At 41.3% G+C, this 21,881-nt stretch carries 18 protein-coding genes; 8 read left to right on the plus strand and 10 right to left on the minus strand.

Annotated elements, in window-relative coordinates; all coding sequences use genetic code 11:
• Positions 1 to 47: 47 nt before the first annotated feature.
• The 3 genes from ACM0OW_RS16810 to ACM0OW_RS16820 all read right to left on the minus strand — a co-directional run bounded on the left by ACM0OW_RS16810 (position 48) and on the right by ACM0OW_RS16820 (position 4,883).
• Positions 48 to 1,616, minus strand: coding sequence for a protein kinase domain-containing protein (locus ACM0OW_RS16810; RefSeq protein ID WP_414551305.1), 1,569 nt, complete (start codon positions 1,614 to 1,616; stop codon positions 48 to 50).
• A 446-nt stretch (positions 1,617 to 2,062) separates the two neighbouring features.
• Positions 2,063 to 4,087 (minus strand): BamA/TamA family outer membrane protein, encoded by a 2,025-nt coding sequence (locus tag ACM0OW_RS16815; RefSeq protein ID WP_414551306.1) that lies wholly within the window; start codon positions 4,085 to 4,087, stop codon positions 2,063 to 2,065.
• 193 nt (positions 4,088 to 4,280) lie between these two features.
• On the minus strand, positions 4,281 to 4,883 hold the full coding sequence (locus tag ACM0OW_RS16820) for a hypothetical protein (protein WP_414551307.1): 603 nt from the start codon (positions 4,881 to 4,883) through the stop codon (positions 4,281 to 4,283).
• 152 nt (positions 4,884 to 5,035) lie between these two features.
• Here ACM0OW_RS16820 and ACM0OW_RS16825 point away from each other — a divergent pair, with 152 nt between their 5' ends.
• Positions 5,036 to 6,385: a lipid-A-disaccharide synthase-related protein gene (locus ACM0OW_RS16825; RefSeq protein WP_414551308.1), complete on the plus strand. Its 1,350-nt coding sequence runs from the start codon at positions 5,036 to 5,038 to the stop codon at positions 6,383 to 6,385.
• Positions 6,386 to 6,400: 15 nt separating this feature from the next.
• Here the strand turns inward: ACM0OW_RS16825 and ACM0OW_RS16830 are convergent, their stop codons facing one another.
• Both ACM0OW_RS16830 and ACM0OW_RS16835 read right to left on the minus strand, forming a co-directional pair.
• On the minus strand, positions 6,401 to 7,123 hold the full coding sequence (locus tag ACM0OW_RS16830) for a response regulator (RefSeq protein ID WP_414551309.1): 723 nt from the start codon (positions 7,121 to 7,123) through the stop codon (positions 6,401 to 6,403).
• Between the two features lie 61 nt (positions 7,124 to 7,184).
• A complete protein-coding gene (locus ACM0OW_RS16835; protein WP_414551310.1) occupies positions 7,185 to 8,279 on the minus strand; it encodes an RRXRR domain-containing protein in 1,095 nt (364 codons plus the stop codon).
• 627 nt (positions 8,280 to 8,906) lie between these two features.
• Here ACM0OW_RS16835 and ACM0OW_RS16840 point away from each other — a divergent pair.
• From ACM0OW_RS16840 to ACM0OW_RS16850, 3 genes are all read left to right on the plus strand, one after another.
• The gene (locus ACM0OW_RS16840) at positions 8,907 to 9,071 is read left to right on the plus strand and encodes a hypothetical protein (RefSeq protein ID WP_414551311.1); all 165 of its coding nucleotides are present in this window, start codon (positions 8,907 to 8,909) and stop codon (positions 9,069 to 9,071) included.
• Positions 9,072 to 9,568: 497 nt separating this feature from the next.
• Positions 9,569 to 10,903 (plus strand): hybrid sensor histidine kinase/response regulator, encoded by a 1,335-nt coding sequence (locus ACM0OW_RS16845; RefSeq protein ID WP_414551312.1) that lies wholly within the window; start codon positions 9,569 to 9,571, stop codon positions 10,901 to 10,903.
• Between the two features lie 27 nt (positions 10,904 to 10,930).
• Positions 10,931 to 12,067, plus strand: a complete 1,137-nt coding sequence (locus ACM0OW_RS16850) for a response regulator (RefSeq protein WP_414551313.1) — start codon at positions 10,931 to 10,933, stop codon at positions 12,065 to 12,067.
• Between the two features lie 14 nt (positions 12,068 to 12,081).
• Here the strand turns inward: ACM0OW_RS16850 and ACM0OW_RS16855 are convergent, their stop codons facing one another.
• Positions 12,082 to 12,534: a response regulator gene (locus ACM0OW_RS16855; RefSeq protein WP_414551314.1), complete on the minus strand. Its 453-nt coding sequence runs from the start codon at positions 12,532 to 12,534 to the stop codon at positions 12,082 to 12,084.
• 661 nt (positions 12,535 to 13,195) lie between these two features.
• Here ACM0OW_RS16855 and ACM0OW_RS16860 point away from each other — a divergent pair.
• Positions 13,196 to 14,395, plus strand: coding sequence for an AAA family ATPase (locus ACM0OW_RS16860; protein WP_414551315.1), 1,200 nt, complete (start codon positions 13,196 to 13,198; stop codon positions 14,393 to 14,395).
• Between the two features lie 224 nt (positions 14,396 to 14,619).
• Complete coding sequence (locus ACM0OW_RS16865) at positions 14,620 to 15,927, plus strand: amino acid permease (protein ID WP_414551316.1); 1,308 nt, start codon at positions 14,620 to 14,622, stop codon at positions 15,925 to 15,927.
• A 125-nt stretch (positions 15,928 to 16,052) separates the two neighbouring features.
• On the opposite strand, the gene ACM0OW_RS16870 is transcribed toward ACM0OW_RS16865, so the two are convergent.
• Positions 16,053 to 18,134, minus strand: a complete 2,082-nt coding sequence (locus tag ACM0OW_RS16870) for a S9 family peptidase (RefSeq protein ID WP_414551317.1) — start codon at positions 18,132 to 18,134, stop codon at positions 16,053 to 16,055.
• A gap of 30 nt (positions 18,135 to 18,164) precedes the next feature.
• The gene (locus ACM0OW_RS16875) at positions 18,165 to 18,911 is read right to left on the minus strand and encodes a hypothetical protein (protein WP_414551318.1); all 747 of its coding nucleotides are present in this window, start codon (positions 18,909 to 18,911) and stop codon (positions 18,165 to 18,167) included.
• Positions 18,912 to 19,029: 118 nt separating this feature from the next.
• Between ACM0OW_RS16875 and hemE the strand changes: the two genes are divergently transcribed.
• Entirely contained in the window at positions 19,030 to 20,085 is a 1,056-nt protein-coding gene (gene hemE / locus ACM0OW_RS16880; RefSeq protein WP_414551319.1) for a uroporphyrinogen decarboxylase, read from the plus strand.
• 232 nt (positions 20,086 to 20,317) lie between these two features.
• On the plus strand, positions 20,318 to 21,274 hold the full coding sequence (locus tag ACM0OW_RS16885; protein ID WP_414551320.1) for an NAD-dependent epimerase/dehydratase family protein: 957 nt from the start codon (positions 20,318 to 20,320) through the stop codon (positions 21,272 to 21,274).
• A 42-nt stretch (positions 21,275 to 21,316) separates the two neighbouring features.
• On the opposite strand, the gene ACM0OW_RS16890 is transcribed toward ACM0OW_RS16885, so the two are convergent.
• Both ACM0OW_RS16890 and ACM0OW_RS16895 read right to left on the minus strand, forming a co-directional pair.
• Positions 21,317 to 21,658, minus strand: coding sequence for a DUF5615 family PIN-like protein (locus ACM0OW_RS16890; RefSeq protein ID WP_414551321.1), 342 nt, complete (start codon positions 21,656 to 21,658; stop codon positions 21,317 to 21,319).
• Positions 21,655 to 21,879 (minus strand): DUF433 domain-containing protein, encoded by a 225-nt coding sequence (locus tag ACM0OW_RS16895; protein WP_239731216.1) that lies wholly within the window; start codon positions 21,877 to 21,879, stop codon positions 21,655 to 21,657. The genes ACM0OW_RS16890 and ACM0OW_RS16895 overlap by 4 nt, the downstream gene beginning before the upstream one ends.
• Between the last annotated feature and the right edge of the window lie 2 nt (positions 21,880 to 21,881).

Raw genomic sequence — 21,881 nt, forward strand, 5'->3', positions numbered from 1 at the left:
TCAAGATTCTGGTTTCTTCTATCTTTTGAATAATTTATTGACTTCATCTAATCGCTAGGTAGTACTATTGAATTTGGCTTGTTTTCTACAGTAGGGACTACCACAGCCGGAGGATCTGAGCGTTTTGCTTCCGTCGGCGGTGGCGCTATTGGTGCGATTGTCGGATTTGATGGCTTCACAGGTGGGGGTGAAGTGGATTCTGGGCGAGTTGTGGGTAAACTATTTTCCAGAGTTCGTGGGGGTGAAGCTTCACGAGTTGAACGGACTTCTCGCAGCGTCTCTAATAATGACGGTGTGGGTTCAGCGCTTGGTTTGGCTGACGGCTCAGTAGAACTGGCTTTTGGCTGACTTTCCCTGGAACTACTACTACTGGTATTTGGAGTTTGCTCTTGAGCCACAGGATTATTCCGTTGGCGTTGTCTGCGAGTTGTGACTGGTGCAGAGTTACGTGGCGCAGAAGTACGAGGATTTTGTCTGCTGTTATTTTCTTCTTCCTCAGAGGAATCAGGCGAATCAGCTAATGGTTTTTCTATTTCCGGCTCGATGGTGCGCTGTTCAAACAGAGGTGGTGAAGATGTCTGTGGCTCAGAATGAGAAAATAGGCTCGTAATGCCAAAACCTGCAATGCCAGCAGCAACGGCTACACTTATACCGATTAATATTTGAGAAATCCCCTGCTTTTGTGGCATTGTGGGCTTCTTTTGCCCACTGAGCAGAGTTTTTTGCGGAATTTTTTTTCGCTGCTGTTGGAGAGGTAAAATTATAGTTGGCACTGCCTGTGTTGGAAGTGCGGGAGGTGTACTAATTCTACCTCCAGGTAATAATTGCAACCAGTCGGCGACTGTTGCCGGACGAAATTGAGATTCTACAGCCATACCACGCATTACGGCTTGATTCACGGCTGCACTCAGATGGGGTTGGAGTTCGCGAGGAGAAGGCATTTTTTCGCGATCGCGTAATAATGCTGGTAAGGGAACTTGTGCTGTCAATAATGCATACAAAGTTGCTGCCAAACCATAAACGTCTGTAGCGGGTGTGCGCTGTGCTTGGGTTAAGTACTGTTCCAGGGGAGCATAGCCTTCAGAAACCATGCCAGTGTGAGTTTGCCTAACACCATTATTAAATTCGCGAGCAATGCCAAAATCAATCAAGACTACTTCCTGAGTGCCTTGACGCAAAATAATATTATCTGGTTTGATATCCCGATGTAGCAAACCATTGTTATGTACTACCTGTAATGCTGACCCAATTTGACGAATATAATGAATTGCGATCGCTTCTGATAAGGGTATAGCTGGCAATATAAATGCGTTTCCCAAGGTATCGCCACGAATATATTCCATCACCATGTAAGGCAATTTATCTTCAACAAAAAAATCACTTACCCGGACAATATGAGGATGAATACAAGTAGCTAATCTTCTGGCTTCATCTTGGAATTGGCGCTCGAATTTGGCAAAATCAGGATGTTGGCGTAATTTTTCATTAATAGTTTTCATAACTACTTCCTGACCCAAATAGTTATGGGTTGCTTTAAACGTGATGCCAAAGCCACCGCGCCCTATTTCCTGAATTAAAGTATATTTGCCATCCTGCAAAGTTGTGCCTGCTAACATAGGGAGTGTTTAATGCTGAGTAAGCAAATATTACGAATTATTGAATCTTTCGGTAATTCTAAATGGCTAGGTTTTTTCATACATGGTTTTTCTATATTTTTAACTACCTCAGTGGAAAACCTCCCGCTTATATGGCACAGTACTGTGTTACAGCATTTTTTATGTATTTGAACCACATCTGTCGTAGTAGGGGCGCAAGGCCTTGCGCCCCTACCGCGTGGTCTATTTACCTGAAAATAGCTGTAAAACTCCGTTTTTTCAAGATGTTCAGCAATCAACACTAACCTAACCTTGGCAGTTGCTATATTAACAGTTTTGTCTTTTTCATAATACAGTAGGATTCAAAGACTATTCGCCGATTCAAAAACCGATACAATCGCTGACCAAAAGAGGCAGGGGTGCTGGGTGCTGGGTGCTGGGGGGAGTTAAGAGGCAGGGGACGGGTTTTAAAATCGCTGCCCTATACCTAAATGCACTTTGCTGTCTCCCTGGTCATTAATGCCATAATCAGCCCGGATTAAGCCCAGAGGTGAGTTTATACGTACCCCAGCGCCATAACCAAAACCATGACCCTGTTTACCCCGTGCGCCAGCTGGATCTCCTAATACAGTTTCACCAGAACCTAAATCTGAAGCAAAATCAGCAAATACGACACCTCCCACCACTGGGACAATGGGAAAGCGGTACTCTGCTGTAGCTAATACATAACTGCGACCACTACCAAGTTCTCCGCTATCGTAACCCCGCACTGAATTAGAACCACCCAAGTTAAAACTTTCATAAGGTGGTAAATCACCAATCACTGTCCCTGCTTGAAAGTTAACAGCGAATACTTGGGGCTGTGTATTATTAGTGTTAAATAACTTGACTGGCACATACTGAGTGTAGTTGGCTTTGAGGCGATTCATGGAAATATTCCCTTGACCAACTGGGACAGATTGTTCTGCACTCAAACTCAGTAAGGAACCTTGAGTAGGATTGAAAATATTATCTCGTTTATCTTGGGAAGCGGTAAAGGAGACTGTAGCTAAATCATCTACGCCAGTATCACTTGCAGTCAGGCGATTGCCCTGTACGTCTGTTGGGGTAATATTACCTTGGCGATCGCGAATACTGGTGCGAGTATAGTTAAATCCCAAAGCTGTATCCCAATCATCAAGGGGTTGCTGGAAGCTAATCCCAGTCCCAATCTGACCTTCCCGCACTTGGTCGCCATTCGGGAGTTTAATTTTGTTATCCAAGATTGTGGAAACTTCTCGGCGACGGAAAGCATTAACTGTGTAGCCTAAACGGTCAGGTTCAGTGGCACGATAAGGACTGGTTAATTTACTATTAAACTGCAAATCATTGCGACTCACACCTACACTTACAGCCAAATTATCATTAGTACCACCAATATTTTGGTCTTGATAACTTAATGTACCTAACAATCCCAAGTTAGCATTATAGCTACCACCTACGTTAATTGCCCGCGCTCCCAATTCTTTAACTTCGTAAATTAAATCAACTTTATTCGCATCACCTTCAAAGGCCACATTTACAGTTTCAAATAAGCCAGTCCGATATAACTGCTGCACATCTTGGCGAACAGTATCTTCTTGAAAAATTTGCCCAGGTTTGAGTTTTAATTGCTGTCGCAGAAAATCGGTTTTGGTGCGTCCTTTCACTGGTGCGCCTTTGCTATCAACGGTTTTACCATCGTCATTAATAAAGCGGAACTTAATGTCACCCACTAAACCTTCTGCTACATTCACGGTCAGGATACCTTCACGGTTAGGTTTAATGGATAGGACGTTGGCTAACTGATAACCATTGTCGGCGTACCATTGATCAATTTGTTTGACAGCTTGCTTCAGTCCTTCTGGACTAATAGGTTTACCAATTTGCGATTTGAACCGTTCTTGGGCTACTCCATAAGTGAGGGCTTTTGCACCAGAAAGTTGCAGCGATCGCACTACTACTGGTTGCAGTTGATACACTACATTTAATCCATTTTGGGTAGTGCTGCTATTGACGTTAGCACTAGCAAATAAACCAGTCTCCAAAATAGTGGCAACGTCTCTTTGTAGCTGACTTTGACTAGTTTCCCCACCTGTTTGGGTTTTAATCACTTGGCGCACAATTTGCTGCAATTCTGGAGTAGCTCCCACTACCTGGACATCTGTAGCAGTGACTACTAAATTATTGTCGGTGGGAGAAGCAGAGACGAAGATAGGGATAGATTTGGCAATGTTTTTTTGCACATCTGTTTGCACAACTACAGAATTCTGAGAAAATTGTTGAGTAGCTAAAGTTTCTGGGGATGAAATAACTTGAATTCGTGCCGGAGTTTCTTCCCTAATTGGCACTACTGAATTTTCCGCCGGTTCATCCTGAGAAGGGATTGTAATTGCTGTAGCAGTTGCTTGTTGTGTAATATTGCTAGCAGCTAAAGTAGCTAAAGTAAGAATTGCCGCAGAGGAAAGTTGCATAATATTTAATCTAAATCACTGGTAGTTAGTTGTATTGAGGTGGAGTAATGAGGATAATACTAACTTCTAGCTACCCGGTTGATTTATATCCTCATTTATACCTCTTGCCTAAACAGACAGTTAATTTTCAGATTTTGTTTCTGATAGGAATATGTCAAAATAGTAAACTTTGCGGCGGAAGCTACTCTAGATTTCAGACTTGAGGAGCGGCTGGAGTTACACTAGGATCAACTGGAACTGATTTTAAGTCAGGCTGACTACGGAGACCAGGAACGTTCAGTAATTTATCTGAGGACAATTCCCATTCACCATTGCGTAAAACAAAGGTAAACAAATGATCTATGTGAGATTCAGTTGTCTGAGGCGCATCAGAAGCCATGATTGATAAATCATAATTGCGAACAGTCTTTTCTGTTGCCTTTAAAGTTGCTGTCTCTCGATTAATTTGAATGTTTTTGACTTCTAGCTTGGTTTGAAAGTCTGTGAAACCAATTTTACGCGCAGCTAAAAAGTCTCGAAGCTCTAATGTTTTTTCAAACCGAGTGTTCAACGCGGCTTTAGCTTTGGCAGATTGAGGATGGCGATTTAAAGCAGCGGCAATATTACCATTTACCAAGATATCATTGTCTGTTTTTAAAGCAGCTTCAGCAATGCTAACCAGTTCAATTTCTGTTTCTTGGAGTGATGTGGATTGCAGCACCTGATTATTCTCAGTTTGTATTCCTTTCGTAATTTTGAATCCACTGATGAGAATAAGACTAGCTGCTATTAATAGAATTAATTTGGGCTTAAACATTTATTTTCATCTCTGAATTACTATATACTTAGTCTTTAATTATACGTTTTATCTCCTGAGCTTGTAAACCATTAGCTTTTGCTTGTGGGTGAATCAAGCCTAGCCTCATATATAATTGGTATATATTACAGCAGCGACTACCTAACTCTAGTATGAGTAATGTCTCCCCATTCACCCCCAAAACCAACGAGAAGTTGCAGTTATTAGTTTTAAGCAACGGTCATGGAGAAGATGTTATTGCTGCCAGCATTGTGCAGAAATTCCAGCAACAAGAACACCCCCCAGATATCTTTGCCTTACCTTTAGTGGGCGAAGGGCGTGCTTACCAAAAGTTAGGCATCCCCTCTATTGGTTCAGTCCGTACCATGCCCTCTGGGGGCTTTCTTTATATGGATAGCCGACAATTAGTCAGGGATGTCCGGGGTGGTTTGCTGCAACTTACTTTGAATCAAATTCAAGCTGTGCGGCGTTGGGTGCGTTCCCAAACAGAATTAGGTAACAACAGCGCTATTTTAGCTGTCGGGGATATTGTCCCTCTGTTATTTGCTTGTTTTAGTGGCGCTAACTATGCTTTTGTGGGGACGGCGAAATCAGAATATTACGTGCGGGATGAAGCGGGACTTTTAGCCAGAAAATCAAAAGGTGCGCGTTGGGAAAACTTTTCTGGTTCAATTTATCATCCTTGGGAACGGTGGTTGATGAGTCGTCGCCGTTGTCAGGCGGTGTTCCCTAGAGATGCTTTGACTACGGAAATATTACAAAAGTGGTCAATTCCGGCTTTTGATGTGGGTAATCCCATGATGGATGATTTAGAACCCAGTTTTTCATCTGCACGATTTTATAGTTCCGCAGCTGTTCAGCAAGAAATAGCCAGACCATTAGTCATCACTTTATTACCTGGTTCCCGTCCCCCAGAAGCTTACGCTAACTGGGAAGTGATTATGCGTGCTGTGTCTGCATTGATGGCTAGTTTCTCAGAACGAGGTTCAATTTTCCACAATTCTGGCAGTGTAGTATTTCTGGGGGCGATCGCGCCTGGTTTAGATCAAAGCATTTTATCGGAAACTATGAAATCCCAAGGCTGGCAAGTCCATGCAGAATCGCCTCTACCCATTGTTGATCCTGATGCTTTGATATTTAAGCAAAACAATTCATATTTTATTCTGACACAACAAGCCTATAACGATTGTCTACATTGGGGGGATTTAGCGATCGCAATGGCCGGAACAGCAACAGAGCAATTTGTCGGTTTAGGAAAACCCGCGATCGCAATTCCCGGTAATGGTCCCCAATATAACCCCGCTTTTGCCGAAGCTCAAAGCCGACTTTTAGGCACATCTCTCTTTTTAGTAGACAATCCGGCACAAGTTCCCCAGGTGGCGCAATCTCTGTTGCAAAATCCTGATCGTTTGCAACTGATTTCCGAGAACGGCATCCGGCGCATGGGTAAACCAGGGGCAGCCCGTAGAATTGCTGATTGTTTACATAAAAAATGGTGTTAGTCGAGACAATTAATTTTATCCAACTAAACCAGAACGCAAAGCCCGCACAGCCGCTTGGGTACGGTCATCAGCACAGAGTTTATTCAAGATATTCCGAACGTGAGTTTTCACTGTCCCCACCGTAATATATAGTTGTTCAGCAATTTGCCCATTGCTGCATCCAGCGACAATTAACTCTAGAATTTCCAGTTCCCGTTGAGTTAGAGGATAGGTTTCTAAAACTTGTTCGTATTCGGTGGCTAGGGCTTCAATTTTTACGGTTTTGTGTTTATCAGCAGTTTGGGTTTCGCCGGGGATACCTTGGCGCATTTTCCGTAATACCACATTGGCGATCGCCGGATCAATCCAAGAGTTACCGCCATGAGTTGCTTGGATAGCTTCAGTTAACTTACTAATGCTAGTCTCTTTCATGTAATAAGAGTCTGCACCTGCGGCAAAAGCTGCCAGGACGGCATCTTCTGTATGATCCATTGTCAAAATCAGAATTTTAGTGGCATTCTGTCCCGTTTCCGCTTGGTAGCGTCTAAATTTGCGGGTGAGTTCAATGCCATCCATGTCAGGTAAGCCAATATCTATAACTGCCACATCTGGTTTAGCAGTTTCTAAAAGTTTGAGTCCCTGAGTGGCATTTGCTGCTTCACCAATGACTTTAAGCGCGCTGTGAGATTGCAACGCAGCTCTTAGTCCCATTCTGGTCAAATCATGATCTTCAATTAAAATAATGCTGATTTCACTCATCAGAAAAATGCGTCTGAAACCCCGCCCTTTAGCAACGCGGAGGGCGGCTTTACAAATACTTCTAAGCAACAATTAACCCGTTGGAACGACGAATTAACTGCACTTTACTAGAAGCAATCTGTCCTAACCGTTTCCAGTTAGCGTTGCTGACAGATACTTGTTTTTCGGTGTCTCCTGACACATAGCCAATTCCTTGAGGAAATTTAACCAAATCTCCTTTGCGTAATCCGTGACGGGTTGTAGAACCGCCATATTTATGGCGCAACCCACCTTTTGCGGGAAGCATCAAGTGAAGTTGACGACGGGAGTAAGGAGGGCGACAAATTACCTTAAATATTGCAGGTGTAACTGTGACGCTCCCAAACCAATCAGCCCCATCAATTTTTGTTGTGTGGTACTTTCGATATTCAACAAAAGCTGAAGCGGCAATAGCTACACCATCAACTGCATGAGTATTAAACTCAGCCTTGGACTTGTCCTGCTTGTTTTTAATCAAACCCAAGTATTTACGAGTTGATGCGGTTTGATAGCCTTCAACCTTAACCACTGGCGCAAACTGTTCTAGCTGCTTTAACATCCACTTCTGCCCGACCATTACCGCAGAGAAACCTCTACCTGAACGTGCTTTTTTACGTCCACTGGTAAGGTCTACATCAGCTTTGACATACTCGTAACGAATTTCTGAGACTGGGTAGATTTGACAAAGCTCAGAAACCACCCTCAGTTCAAATTGACGATTGGCACGAATCGAAGGCGCAAGTTTGGCTTGACGACTATTATCAAAGCGTTTCTGGCGATGTGCGCGTTTGGAAAAATCGACCTGACGGTTAATCCTTCTTCCTCTGCGTCCACATCGCATTAATCTTCTTGCGTCCATGCGGTCACGCACTGTGTGAAACGGCAAAATCAGGTGAGCCGTGTACAGCGTCAACTTTGCAGACTGAACGCCAATCCCAGAGAACTTCTTGCCAGGATCAATCCCAATCACAATATCTTGGGTATCGCGTCCAGATGGTTCAGTTGTTAATTGGACGTAGAACTGCCCAGTGTCCGACCAGCGTTTTACTGCTTTACCAGATGTAATCCATTTTCTTGCCCGTCCTGGTGTTGTGGGCATTAGTGGTTGGTGATCTTTGTCTACTACAGGTACTCGCATTTTTGTTGGTATAACCCATTACTTGTTTAAGTCCCTTCCCACAACACGGTTAGGATGTCTTGGCTTTACCCAACTTCTGAACCAATCAGAATTACAGGAGGCTCAACTAGGGAAATACCTAGCCGTGTGCGCCAAACCGTGTCTCAATGTGGTATTCACTTCTTGCGTTACCCAAATTGGTTTGAGCAATCCTCACCCTTAAAGGGTGAGGATAGTGAATGCTATACTCGCTGTTGATAATTGCATCTTGCAGCTGATCACCTTTTTTTAAGCAGTTTATCTTATTTTCCCAACCCAAAGATAGATGATAATTTTACAAATCCGCATCCATCAATAGAAATAGTAAATGTGCGGTTGGTTCACTCTAGCTGGCGTTAAAAATCTAGCTAAAGATATATCGTTATTTTCCCCATAAATATGGAAGATTGAAACGAGTTATAATTTATGTCATGTCTTCAGGAGTAGAAACTTATCTAATACTATTCTAAAGCTTTAATCAAAAATCAAAAAAATGAATCAACCCAAACCAATCATAACTTTGATATTCATGAACAACAGAGGAGATGATAGCTTAAGTATTATCTGGGACATAAAAATATAGTTTTAGTATTTTTTTACACTCTGTAAATGGGCGATGGGCAAAGCCCCGCCTCCGGCGATCGCCAACTAAATTATGGCTCTAGCGCAGGTCAAACAAATATCAGCACAGAAAAAAACACGATTACTTTGAACTCAATGGCTGGCATTAGCAGTACTTTTAGCTTTACTTGGACTCAGCAACCGAGTGAGTAAAACTGCTCAGGCTTATGGTACACGATTTTGGTACGTAACTCTCACTAATGACTGAGGACAGGCGTTAGCCGACTCATTTACAATCGTTTTGAGGGTTAACAAAGTATTTTATGTGACTTGATGTCAATTTTCTCTACCAATGAAAGCAACTTCCATAGTTGTGATCACTAATCAAAGTAGGCGCAAAACAGAGTAGAGGTGGAAAGGTTAAGAGTTGCTGGCTATATTTTTTAGCCTGTTATTTGCACTAAATGTAGGAAAAATATGGCATTAGTAAATAAATATGGGGCATTATACAAAATTTATTAATGAATCACATCCCTATTTGGAAATATTCTGATTCTAGAGAATTTGAGTATAGAAACCCGACACAATAGAGTAAAGGACAAAACTTGATGAAAATCAAATCTCAAATCGAAATAAAATTATTTAATCAGATATTTTGAAAATAGAGATGCTAGATATCAACCTGTATTTGACAGCGAAAATAAAAACCAATGAAAGAAACGCTGAGAATTTTGGTTGTAGATGATAATGAAGTAGATAGAATGGCGGTGCGTCGGGCTTTGACTCAAGCAGGTGTTTGTATCGAATTGTCTGAGGTAACTGATGGACATAACGCACTGGCTAATTTAAGAACTACTACTTATGATTGTGTTTTTCTCGATGATCGCCTACCAGATCAGGACGGTTTGACACTTATTCAAGGGCTACGTGCGGCGGAAATCAAAGTTCCTTTAGTAGTGCTGTCCGCCCAAAAAGATGAAGAAATCGCTGTCGAGTTGATGAAAGCTGGTGCTACAGACTATCTTCCTAAATCTAGGGTATGTTCAGAAACATTAGCACAGGTTTTACGCCATGCCATTCGCATCCACCGCGCTGAAATGCAGACAGCTTTGGCAAACCAGCGACTCAGAGAAAGTAATGAGCAACTACTGCGTCAGAATCAAGAATTAGAACAACAAAGACAACAAATTCACTTACAAAATTTAAAGCTGTTGGAAGCATCACGGCTGAAATCGCAATTTTTAGCAACTATGTCTCATGAATTGCGGACTCCAATGAATGCTATTATTGGGTTTTCCCAAATATTGTTGCGCCCTAAGTTTGGTAAGCTGACTTATCAGCAAACAGATATGGTGGAGCGCATATTGAATAATGGCAAAAATTTACTGATGCTATTAAATGAAGTTTTGGATTTTTCTAAGCTAGAAGGGGGAAGGCTAGAGTTAAAGCCCGAATTATTTGATTTAACAAAAACTATCAATATTGTCGTCGCCGAGATGCATTCTCTGGCTGAAGCAAAAAAGCTGTCTTTGCGAGTCGATATTGATATGCAACAACCTCTAATATTTAATGATTCAGTGCGTGTACGGCAGATTTTAATTAATTTATTATCCAACGCCATTAAATTCACCGAATCTGGTTGTATTTGGGTGGAGGTAAAAGAACTTCCTAAAAATCAATTAGCTATCTCTGTACGGGATACAGGTATTGGTATTGCTCGTCGAGATTTTAAGCATATTTTTGAAGCCTTCCGCCAAGTGGATCAAAGTATGACGCGCAAATATCCTGGTACAGGGCTAGGTTTATCCATCATAGATTCTTTGGTGCAAATGATGGGCGGCAAAATTATTTTGGAAAGTCAATTGGGGGTTGGTTCTATGTTTAGAATTGAAGTCCCAAGGCAATTATCGTTACGAAGCACAAGCGAAAGTCTTGCAGCTTACAATTTGGATGGACACGATATTTTTTACTCTGCTCAGAACCCTCAGCCTTCTCCCTTGAAATATAACAAAGCATCGATGGGTTTTCCCAATGTCAAGCTCTGAATTATGCTCATAAACCGTTGATAAATCATGTCTGTTGTGGAAAAGCCGAAAATTGACCGTATTCTCGCCGTTGATGATACTAGAGATAATCTGATTTTGGTTCAGACAATTCTCGAAAGTGAGGGTTACGAGATTGACTTAGTTGCTGATGGTTTAACAGCTTTGCAGCAAATTAAACAATCTCCACCCGATTTGATTTTACTAGATGTGATGATGCCTGGCATTGATGGTTATGAAGTGACTCGGCGCATCCGTAATAATCCTGAACTAAATGGCAGCTATATTCCGATTCTACTGATTACTGCCTTTCACCAATCCAGTGTAGTGGAAGGGTTGGATGCTGGGGCAGATGATTTTATTCGTAAACCATTTGATACCGATGAACTTTTAGCCAGAGTGCGATCGCTGTTACGCCTCAAGCACAGTCTGGACGAACAAAAAAAAATGGCACGTCAGCGCGAAGACTTTGTTTCGCGTTTAACTCATGATTTGCGTACTCCTCTAGTGGCTGCTGACCGAATGCTGGACTTGTTTCTACAGGAAACCTTCTGCAAAATTTCCCCAGAAATGAAACAAGCGATCGCCGTCATGATTCGCAGTAATCAAAATTTAATGCAAATGGTCAACACCCTCTTAGAAGTCTATCGCTTCGAGGCTGGTAAAAAGACTTTAAACGATGTGGTGTGTAACCTACCAGAAATTCTTCAAGAAGTCAGTAGTGAACTCACACCCCTGGCGAGTGAGAAAAATTTGGCTCTTAAAATAGATACGAGTCAGTTAGATTTACACAAAGAAAATGCTGGTGTAGTAATGGGCGATCCGCTTGAACTGCGGCGCGTATTTAACAACTTAATCGGCAACGCCATTAAGTTTACAGATACAGGAGGAATAGAAGTTTGTATTTGGGAAAAATTAGCTAATTCTCAGGGTCAAGAGAGCGTGATCATTCAGCTTACAGATACTGGCTATGGCATTGCGCCTGAAGACCAGCCCACGGTTTTTGAACGGTTTCGCCAAGGTAGAAATAAACGGTCTGGTAGTGGCTTAGGTCTACATCTATCGAGCCGAATTGTCGAAGCACACGGAGGCACAATTACACTTACCTCTGAAGTCGGTCGCGGTAGTATATTCACAGTTACCCTACCAAAATGCAGTAGTCATTAGTTATTAATCATTGGTCAGCACTCAGCACTCTTCAGAGTCGGAGAACCGAGCTTACCACGTAGCAGGCGAAAAATTTTAGCCTCTAGATCCTCGATCATGTAAGGTTTACTGATGTAATCATCAAAGCCTGCCGATAGGAGGCGTTCTCGATCCTCTCTACTAGCTAAAGCAGTAACTGCGATCACTGGAATTTCGGCAGTTAGGGATTCTTGTTTGAGATAATGGACAAGATCAGTGCCGCTAAGACCTGGTAATAAAATATCTAACATGATCAGGTCTGGCTGATACTCTTTTGCCACTAGTAACGTGGTGGAACTGTCACGTTGACAAATGAATCTACAGCCAAGTGACTCAAGAGCATAACCAATCAGCAGTAGACTATCATCATGATCTTCCACTACCAAGATTAAGGGCTGCTGAGGATTTTGCTTCTTTTCATCACTCATGAATGAATGTGCCAGATACATCTCTTCTCCAGAAGATTTCGTTAGGATTTATCGTCTTGCTTGAGATAATAACCGAGACATCCCGCAAGGATAGAATGGAGCTAATCCAGGATTGGCTCAGGTTTTGCTTTTGCCTATTTGATGATTCTTACCCACGCCAAAAACATCGGGAAAAGAAAACTTCAAACTGTAGGTTTAGCAACTACTTCTCGATTATACGCAAAATTACAGAATATTTTTCGCCAAGATTATAATAACTCGATATCACAATTCTAATGCACTGTAGTCTCAGAGCGTGCTACTTGTTTCCGTAGAATCAAAGATACAAAATCGACAATAAACTATTATTAACCCACTGTATTCTCAGACTTACACGATAATTTCCTGGAAACTGACCATAATATAGTTATATTCCATTTTATCAAATCTGAGACTTGATCTAAAAATACCTGAGATCCAGATGGTTTTTAGCGGCTGTCTGTAGGTATAGCGTTGCGAAAAAATGACTAACATCGAATTGAGTTACCAAAAATTAATATATTTTTCTCAAATTTTGGTGTAATTGACTTCTTTGTAGTACACTTGTAACATACAGAATGTCAACCGACTCAAGAATCTAAAGTTTAAAATGTCCTAAGTCCATAAGCAAATAACTCGACTACTGCTCGATAATTTTAAAGATATGGAATTTGACTATTTGAGAAGCAACGATAGCAGTCCTAATAATAACCGTCAAAATTTACTTACCAGTGGTTGGCGACCATTTCATAGAGAGTTAGACTGGGGATTTTTAGGGGAACTGCTGCACAACGACACACGGGAACTAACTCAAAAAAGTTTTAATTTGGCGAGTAATTTTGCTAAAGTTTTAGGACGAAATAATTATGCTTGGTGGGCAAATTTACTAAGTGTTGTATCTGAAGATACACGCTATGAGATAGAAAAATTCTGGAATTATATCACTCCTGACCCGCAATCACCAGACCATCGATATAAAGATATTCTGAGTACGGAGACACCTATTGTACAATTTGTTAGCCGTAGCAGTATTCCTATTGATTACGTTCTCAATCGCCTGCAAGAAATTACCGTTTTACGAGTTCTAAAATTATTAGATTGTCCTGATATTATTACTCAATATTATTTAGAGCGTGACTTCTATTTTCCTGTAGAAAAGTTTGTGAATTGGGAACGTTTAGAAGTTATTAATACAGTTTATGCTTATTGGTCAAAGTACGATACTTGGCTGCAAATTGAATCCTACGAGCGCGGACGACGTTACTATAGTTTAATGTCAACGAATATCTCACCGCTAATTAACAAAGCCACCTATGATTTAGCTGTGATGTTGAGTGGATATCAAAGTCGTGTAGGTAAGGTTCACAGTCAATATCCTATTCGGAGTTTTCCCGCCGATATTCAAAATTTTACTGATACAGTACAACAAGCAATTCTGACTCAGAATCAGTTAGCGATTGTGGTACATGGTGAGCCTGGTACAGGTAAAACTGTATGGACACAGGCTGTAGCAAAGGAAATTATTGTCCCTCTAGGCTATGTAGTTTTTATTTTAGATCATGATGCAATTTCTAACTTTGTGCCACCCAATTATTTGGAACGAATTTGCATTATCATCAATGAAGCTGATAATTTGGCACAAAATCGGGCATCTGAAGTGGCTCAACATAATAATAAAACTGAACATATTCTGGGTCTGTTAGATGGCACTTTGTACCAAAGTATTATTGATGATTCTGGGATTCAAATTAAGCAGAAGTTAGTTGTTTTAATGACTTGCAATACGACTGAAAGGTTAGACCCGGCTATGTTGCGGAAAGGTCGGGTTGATTTGATATATGAGTTTACTGAGCGATTTGTCTAGTCTATTATCTGTCATATTTTAGGATGAAAATTTATTCAGGAACGAACCGCAAAGTACGCAAAGTACACGAAGGCAAGAAGGAATGAAGGAATGAAGGAATGAAGGCAGAAAATTAGGTGCGTTTCCTCACAGACAATTAAGCGTGAAAGCAGTATATTGAGGTTTTTGCTAAAATTAGTTACATAAGTTAACAGTCTGCATCCCTTTTGGACATTTATCTCAGCATGACCTCTACAAAAACTGTTTTCAAGTCGCATCCAGAGGAAGTTACTCGATTATGTTCTCACGTCGAACTCAATGAAAATCAGTTCAGTCATCAACCTGGGAGTGTGTGGGGAAATACGGCGCTGATTGCAGGAACAACGGTTGGGGCTGGTATTCTGGCATTACCTGCGGTTACTTTACCATCTGGTGTTGTGCCATCTACGACCTTGTTAATTGCTGTGTGGCTATACACGGTCATTTCTGGTCTGTTGGTGGCAGAAGTTTGTGTGAATGCTATGCGTCTGGAAGGGCGTTTGAGTGTTGGTCTTTTGGCAATGATTGAGGGAACTCTGGGGTTTGTGGGGGCGCGTATTGCTGGCGCTGCGTATCTGTTTTTACACTATGCTTTGCTGGTAGCTTACATGACTCAAGGGGGAAACATCTTAGTCTCTGGGGTTTCTCAGGTGTGGGGACTAGAAAATATTCCGCCTGCTTGGATGGGGACTATTCTTTTCACCTTGTTATTTGGTGGCTTGATGTACCTGGGGCGACAAAAATTCATTGAGAAACTTAACAGCGTTTTTGTGGCGATTGTGATTACTTCTTTTCTGGGACTATTGTTTCTGGGAGGAGGACAGGTTAAAAGTGTGCAACTTTTGACTCACAACTGGACAGCTTTAGGGAGTGCTGTATCGGTGATGTTGGTGGCGCTGTTTTTCCATAATGTTGTCCCTGTAGTCGTGACTCAGTTGGAAGGAGATATTCCCAAAATTCGTCAGTCTATTATTATTGGTTCTTTGATTCCTTTAATGATGTTTTTGCTGTGGAATGCGGTGATTTTGGGCAGTATTAGCCCTGATATCGTCCAAAGCACAGGTGATTTTGACCCACTGCAAATACTGCGGGCGGGTGGTGGTGGGGAATGGTTGGGAATCTTATTATCTATTTTCTCAGAGTTTGCGATCGCCACCTCATTTATTGGTTTTGTCTACGGTTTGCTAGATTTCTTCAAAGATATTTTCCCCGTAACACAGGATAAACCTTCTAGTCGTCTCCCCCTTTATTCTCTAATTCTTTTACCTCCCATGAGTCTGGGCGCAATTAATCCCAGTATTTTCTTTAGCGCCTTAGATTTTGCGGGAACCTTTAGCATTTCAGTTTTAGGCGGGATAATTCCAGCATTAATGACTTGGAAACAACGCCAAGAACAACAGTTAAATAGGATGAATCAACCGCTTGTTCCTGGTGGTAAAGTGACATTGATTCTGATGATGGGCATTGCATCAGTTTTGATTATCAAACAAGTACTGTCCATGAGTGGACATTAACTCAAAATATCTTGCAGTTGATGACTGAAAGCTTTGATGTAGGGGCGGGTTTATTTAAATTCTTATTAATAATTGAGCATATCTGTAAACCCGACCCTACCTGGTTTTTACTCAGCACTACCGACTCAGCACTTTGTTATATTTCCCAAACCTAACCTATCGAGAATAAACGCATCTTCAAAAGCTAGTTCTCGTAAGCTTTCATAACGTCCAGATGCACCGCTATGTCCTGCGCCCATGTTGGTTTTTAGCAACAAAATATGATTATCTGTTTTAATTTCCCGCAGTTTGGCTGTCCATTTAGCGGGTTCCCAATATTTGACGCGAGAATCATTTAAACCAGCAGTAATTAGTAAATCTGGGTAACTTTTGGCTTCGACGTTATCGTAAGGGGAGTAAGATTTCATGTAGTCATAGTAAACTTTATCGTTAGGATTTCCCCATTCTTCCCATTCCATTGCTGATAGGGGTAAAGAGGTATCCAGAATTGTTGTCACTACATCTACAAAGGGAACGTTGGCTATTACGGCTTTAAACAAATCAGGACGCATATTGATGACTGCACCCATTAATAAACCGCCTGCACTTCCACCAGTAATTACTAAGCGATCGCTTGCTGTCCAATTTTTAGCGATTAAATACTCCGTACAGGCGATAAAATCTGTAAAGGTGTTCTTTTTCTGCAAGAATTTCCCTTCTTCATACCACTTCCGCCCCATTTCTTCACCACCACGAATATGAGCAATGGCAAACACTACTCCCCGGTCTAAAAGTGTTAATCTGGTGGATGAAAACGATGCTGGGTAAGATGAACCATAAGCACCGTAGCCTGTGAGTAACAAGGGATTTTTGCCATCTTTTTTAATTCCCTGTTTGTAAACAATCGAGATGGGAATTTTTGTACCATCGCTCGCAGTCGCCATTAGCCACTCACTCTGATATTGAGTTTTATCGTAGCCACCCAATACTTCCGTCTGTTTTTTCAATTCCCGTTCATTTGTTTCCATATTGTAATCGAAAACAGATTGGGGAGTAATTAAGGAGGTGTAATGAAAGCGCAATATATTAGTGTTGAATTCCGGGTTATTGCCTTCATCAAATTCATAAGTTGGTTCAGGGAAATTAATATTATTTTCCTCACCTGTGGATAAATTTTGCACCCTTGCAGTTTGTAATCCGCCTTTTCTTTCATAAATCACTAAATGATTTGCAAACAGGCTTACCCCTAATAGCAACACATCTTCTCTGTGAGGAATTATCGTTTGCCAATTTTCTCGTGATGGTGCAGATACAGGAGTTTTGACTAATTTAAAATTAGTGGCTTGGTCGTTAGTAACAATGTAGAAGTGATCGCTGTGATGCTCAACATCATATTCTACTCCTGTAGTTCGGGGATGAATGATCTGAAAATCACCTTGGGGATGATTAGCATCCAAATAGTGAACTTCTGTAGTAATGCTACTTTGTAACAGCATCAATATATATGATTCACTGCGGGTTTTGCCAACATATAAATGATAAATATCATCTGTTTCTTCATAAATCAGCACATCTGCTTCAGGAGAAGTTCCTAATGTGTGTTTTAGAAGTTGGTAAGGACGATTAGCATCATCAATTTTGGTGTAAAACCCCGTTTTATTGTCGTTACCCCAAGCAAAGGAGAAATAAGTTTCGGCAATTGTTTCTGGATATAACTGATGTGTATTCAAGTCCAGAAAACACAGAAGATATTGCTCTGAACCGCTAGTATCAAAGGAATAAGCTAATATTTGATGATTGGGGCTAACTTCAAATACACCTAATTCAAAAAAATCATGACCTGCGGCTAATTCGTTTTCATCGATTAGCACTTCTTCAGGAGCGTCTAAACTACCTTTTTTCCGACAATAAATTGAATAAGCTTTGCCTTCTTCGGTACGTGAATAATAATAATATTCATCTTTACGGAATGGTACTGATAAATCTGTTTCTTTAATCCGCGCCAGCATTTCATTGTATATCTGGGTTTGCAGTGCTTCTGTATGCTGCGTCATTGCGGCTGTGTAGGCGTTCTCTGCTTCCAGATAAGCGGGAACTTTTGGGTTTTCTAGGTCGTTCATCCAAAAGTAGTTGTCTATGCGGCGATCGCCATGCAATTCTAAAACCTCTGGCTGTTGTTCAGCAATCGGTGGTGTGACTATTTTTGGTAAAACTTTATCTTTATTCATAATTGTTAACCTCTGGTAAATATCCAGCAACTAGCTGTTGGTAAGGGTAGATGAACTAGAACTTTTAGGTGGGCGATGAGAGTTTCTTTTTAAGGTACACAAGCCAATTGCTGGTATCACTCCGAGAATAATAGCCGTAAATGTTTGTTCACTCCAATACAATATAGGAGTGCGATTCATTTCTGGAATCAAATCTTGCACAAGAGACAGGAACCAAACGAAAATACTGATCAAGAAGAAGGAAACAGAAGGTAGGAAAATCCACCACCACGCTTGTTTGGCGTAACGCTGTAAAACTAACCATTGGCATAGTCCTAGCCAAATTCCCGCGAAAATGTATGCGATTGTTGACAAAAATCCCCAGATGAAGGCTAATTCAGGAGATATACCTTCACTGAAGGAACGGGCTATGGCGGAAATATATTTCACCCAGGAAAAGGCGATGCTGTTGGCAATTAACCAACCGGCACTGGTAGCCATTATCCATAGCCGACCGGAGATATAACGACGCAGGACAAGGGCTTGATCGGCAGCAAAAACTATCGCAAAAACAATATTACCAAGTATTTTGACCCAATGAAAAGAATCAGCAGGAGGTAGGCCTCCCAGAATGCTTCTCTCTAAACCTATGCTGGCAATGCCACCTACAACCCATCCCAAGACAGTCATCAAGGTAAAGTGGAGGAAAAACTTTTGTCTATGGGGTCGCGGGATCAACAACTTTTTGGGGTAGTGGGTAGATGCAACATGAGTTGGACTATTCGAGTCAGTTTGCATATTAAGTTAAGTAAAGCATTAACTATTGTTGTGTGAGGCGAACCTCCTGAAAAAGCGTAATCTCAGAATGATAAGCTAAACAGTGGCATAAAAATAATGACTTAGGATGAAGTGTTAAATGGGTGTTTCGTTAACGGCTCCTCATCTCCTCCGAGCTGCACGTGGTGAAGTAGTAGATCGTCCCCCCGTCTGGATGATGCGACAAGCGGGACGATATATGAAAGCATATCGAGATTTAAGGGAAAAATATCCTTCGTTCCGCGATCGCTCGGAAATCCCCGAAGTGGCCATAGAAGTTTCCCTGCAACCTTGGAGAGCATTCCAGCCAGACGGAGTGATTTTATTTTCCGACATTGTAACCCCCTTGCCAGGGTTGGGCATTGAAATGGACATTGCGGAAGGTAAAGGCCCAATCATTAACTCGCCCCTTCGTACCCAAGAACAAATTGATCGCCTGCGTCCGTTAGAACCAGAAGCATCACTCCCGTTTATTAAGACCATATTGCAGGCGTTACGCCAGGAAGTAGGCAATCAGTCAACTGTTTTAGGCTTTGTGGGCGCGCCGTGGACTTTAGCCGCTTATGCAGTGGAAGGTAAAGGTTCTAAAACCTACTCCGTGATTAAAAACATGGCGTTTTCAGATCCGACGATCTTACATCAGCTATTAGCTAAATTTGCTGATGCGATCGCCGTTTATGCACGCTATCAAATTGACTGCGGCGCTCAAGTTGTGCAGATGTTCGATTCTTGGGCTGGTCAACTGAGTCCTCAAGATTATGACACCTTTGCTCTGCCTTATCAGCAAAGAGTTTTTCAGCAAGTCAAGGAAACTCACCCTGATACACCGTTAATTTTGTTGGTTAGCGGTAGCGCTGGTGTGCTAGAAAGAATGCCTAAATCGGGTGCAGATATTGTCACTGTGGATTGGGCTGTGGATATGGCTGAAGCACGAGCCAGATTAGGCAAACACGTCAAAGTCCAAGGAAATCTTGACCCTGGTGTGTTGTTTGGTTCTAAAGAGTTTATCCGCGATCGCATTCTGGATACAGTGCGTAAAGCTGGTAATTGGGGTCATATTCTCAATCTCGGTCATGGTGTATTACCAGAAACTCCAGAAGAAAATGTGGCTTTCTTTTTTGAAACCGCAAAACAACTCAAATCTGTAGAAGTTTAACTCGTAGGGTGCGTTATGGGCTTTAGTCCTAACGCACCGACAATCTTAAATGGTGCGATGGGCAAAGCCCCGCTTCCAGCGATCGCCTGTGGCATAATACACCCTACGAAACTATTGTTTAAAAATTAATTATCTAACCACAGAGGCACAGAGAACACAGAGTAAAGAGTGGAACTTTTGACTTTATTTTTAATTCTTGAGTTTTAATTACTAATTTATTTTAAATAATACTATGAATCAGAAACGGATTTTAGTGACAGGTGCAAGCGGTTGTGTAGGTCACTACATCTCAGAAGCCTTAATTCAAAATACTAATCACGAGTTATATTTACTGGTCAGAAATCCGCAAAAATTGCAAGTTGATATTCAGGCGCGTCCAGGTATCACCGTTTTACAGGGTGATATGCAAAAAATTAGCCTTTTGGCTGATTTACTCCCCACAATTGATACAGCAGTCCTCACGGCTACTGCTTGGGGTGGTGATGACACTTTTGATATTAATGTCTCCAAGACTCTAGAATTGATGCAGATGCTAGATCCACAATGCTGTGAACAAGTAATTTATTTTTCGACAGCTAGTGTTTTGGATAGATACAATCAACCCCTCAAAGAAGCTGGGGAAATTGGGACAGATTATATTCGTTCCAAATATGATTGTTTACAAAAAATGTCGCAGCTAGAAATAGCCCCGAAAATTACTAAGGTTTTCCCAACTTTAGTTTTAGGTGGTGATGATAAAAAACCTTATTCTCATTTGACATCGGGAATCCCAGAAGTAACCAAATATATTAATTTGATTCGCTGTTTGCAGGTTGATGGCAGTTTTCATTTTATCCACGGGCGAGACATTGCGACGGCGGTGCAGTATTTAATTGATTCTCCTCCCCAGGAAAACGAACCACGCAAGTTTGTTTTGGGACAACAAGCGTTAACAGCCAATCAAGCAGTAGAAGAAGTCTGCAATTATTTGGGTAAGAAGATTTATTTTCGCATTCCTCTATCATTAGCATTAGCTAATTTAATTATTGCTGTATTTCGGATTCAAATGGCCGCTTGGGATAGATTCTGCATGAACAATCGCCATTTTAGTTATGAAAATGTGGTCAATCCCGCCAGTTTGGGCTTACCAAATTACTGTGCAACTATGAGCGATGTTTTAAAAATTAGTGGTGTGAAAGGGAGTAAATAAACGTAGGTTATTTTTATACAAAATCAGCGAAAAATTTTTCACCTAATAGTCTCCACTGATCTCAACTAAACCTTCACCTGATTGTAAAAGCTCTAACGCCTGTGGTAGAGTTTTTATTAAAATCTCTTGTAATCTGGCATTGGAAGTATTTCCACAAGTTAACCAAATAATTTGCGGTGGTGTTCCCAGACGATCTACCAGTTCAATAAAGTCACTGTCTTTAGTTATAAAAATAACACCTTGAGATTTTGCAGCCTCGAAAATTTCAGGATCTTCCGCATCTCTTAAACCCAGATCACGTAAAGCAAATGCTGTAATACCAAAGGTAGCAGTAATCCAAGTTGCGATCGCTGGTGATAGGTGTGCATCTACCCAGATTGTCATGCTACTAGGACTGGATGATTGAGTTTACGAGAAGCATAGGAAAGTGCTGCTTTTAAGTCATCAGCCTCAAGATCAGGCATTTCTGCTAATATTTCTTCTGCACTGAGTCCAGCCGCAAATAAATCTAAAATATCTGATACTCTAATTCTCATACCTCGAATGCAGGGACGACCACCACATTGTTTGGGATTGATTGTGATTCTTTGCAGTAGGACTGACATTT

Origin of the sequence: Anabaena sp. CCY 0017, from assembly GCF_963920885.1 — a bacterium.
Taxonomy (GTDB): Bacteria; Cyanobacteriota; Cyanobacteriia; order Cyanobacteriales; family Nostocaceae; genus Nodularia.

What these genes read in the sequence shown, in the direction of transcription:
- ACM0OW_RS16895 (WP_239731216.1), bottom strand. Translation starts at nt 21,879, where the DNA reads ATGTCAGTCCTACTGCAAAGAATCACAATCAATCCCAAACAATGTGGT.
- ACM0OW_RS16870 (WP_414551317.1), bottom strand. Translation starts at nt 18,134, where the DNA reads ATGAATAAAGATAAAGTTTTACCAAAAATAGTCACACCACCGATTGCT.
- ACM0OW_RS16815 (WP_414551306.1), bottom strand. Translation starts at nt 4,087, where the DNA reads ATGCAACTTTCCTCTGCGGCAATTCTTACTTTAGCTACTTTAGCTGCT.
- ACM0OW_RS16830 (WP_414551309.1), bottom strand. Translation starts at nt 7,123, where the DNA reads ATGAGTGAAATCAGCATTATTTTAATTGAAGATCATGATTTGACCAGA.
- ACM0OW_RS16865 (WP_414551316.1), top strand. Translation starts at nt 14,620, where the DNA reads ATGACCTCTACAAAAACTGTTTTCAAGTCGCATCCAGAGGAAGTTACT.
- ACM0OW_RS16855 (WP_414551314.1), bottom strand. Translation starts at nt 12,534, where the DNA reads ATGTATCTGGCACATTCATTCATGAGTGATGAAAAGAAGCAAAATCCT.
- ACM0OW_RS16875 (WP_414551318.1), bottom strand. Translation starts at nt 18,911, where the DNA reads ATGCAAACTGACTCGAATAGTCCAACTCATGTTGCATCTACCCACTAC.
- ACM0OW_RS16860 (WP_414551315.1), top strand. Translation starts at nt 13,196, where the DNA reads ATGGAATTTGACTATTTGAGAAGCAACGATAGCAGTCCTAATAATAAC.
- ACM0OW_RS16835 (WP_414551310.1), bottom strand. Translation starts at nt 8,279, where the DNA reads ATGCGAGTACCTGTAGTAGACAAAGATCACCAACCACTAATGCCCACA.
- hemE (WP_414551319.1), top strand. Translation starts at nt 19,030, where the DNA reads ATGGGTGTTTCGTTAACGGCTCCTCATCTCCTCCGAGCTGCACGTGGT.
- ACM0OW_RS16850 (WP_414551313.1), top strand. Translation starts at nt 10,931, where the DNA reads ATGTCTGTTGTGGAAAAGCCGAAAATTGACCGTATTCTCGCCGTTGAT.
- ACM0OW_RS16810 (WP_414551305.1), bottom strand. Translation starts at nt 1,616, where the DNA reads ATGTTAGCAGGCACAACTTTGCAGGATGGCAAATATACTTTAATTCAG.
- ACM0OW_RS16890 (WP_414551321.1), bottom strand. Translation starts at nt 21,658, where the DNA reads ATGACAATCTGGGTAGATGCACACCTATCACCAGCGATCGCAACTTGG.
- ACM0OW_RS16825 (WP_414551308.1), top strand. Translation starts at nt 5,036, where the DNA reads ATGAGTAATGTCTCCCCATTCACCCCCAAAACCAACGAGAAGTTGCAG.
- ACM0OW_RS16840 (WP_414551311.1), top strand. Translation starts at nt 8,907, where the DNA reads ATGGGCGATGGGCAAAGCCCCGCCTCCGGCGATCGCCAACTAAATTAT.
- ACM0OW_RS16885 (WP_414551320.1), top strand. Translation starts at nt 20,318, where the DNA reads ATGAATCAGAAACGGATTTTAGTGACAGGTGCAAGCGGTTGTGTAGGT.
- ACM0OW_RS16820 (WP_414551307.1), bottom strand. Translation starts at nt 4,883, where the DNA reads ATGTTTAAGCCCAAATTAATTCTATTAATAGCAGCTAGTCTTATTCTC.
- ACM0OW_RS16845 (WP_414551312.1), top strand. Translation starts at nt 9,569, where the DNA reads ATGAAAGAAACGCTGAGAATTTTGGTTGTAGATGATAATGAAGTAGAT.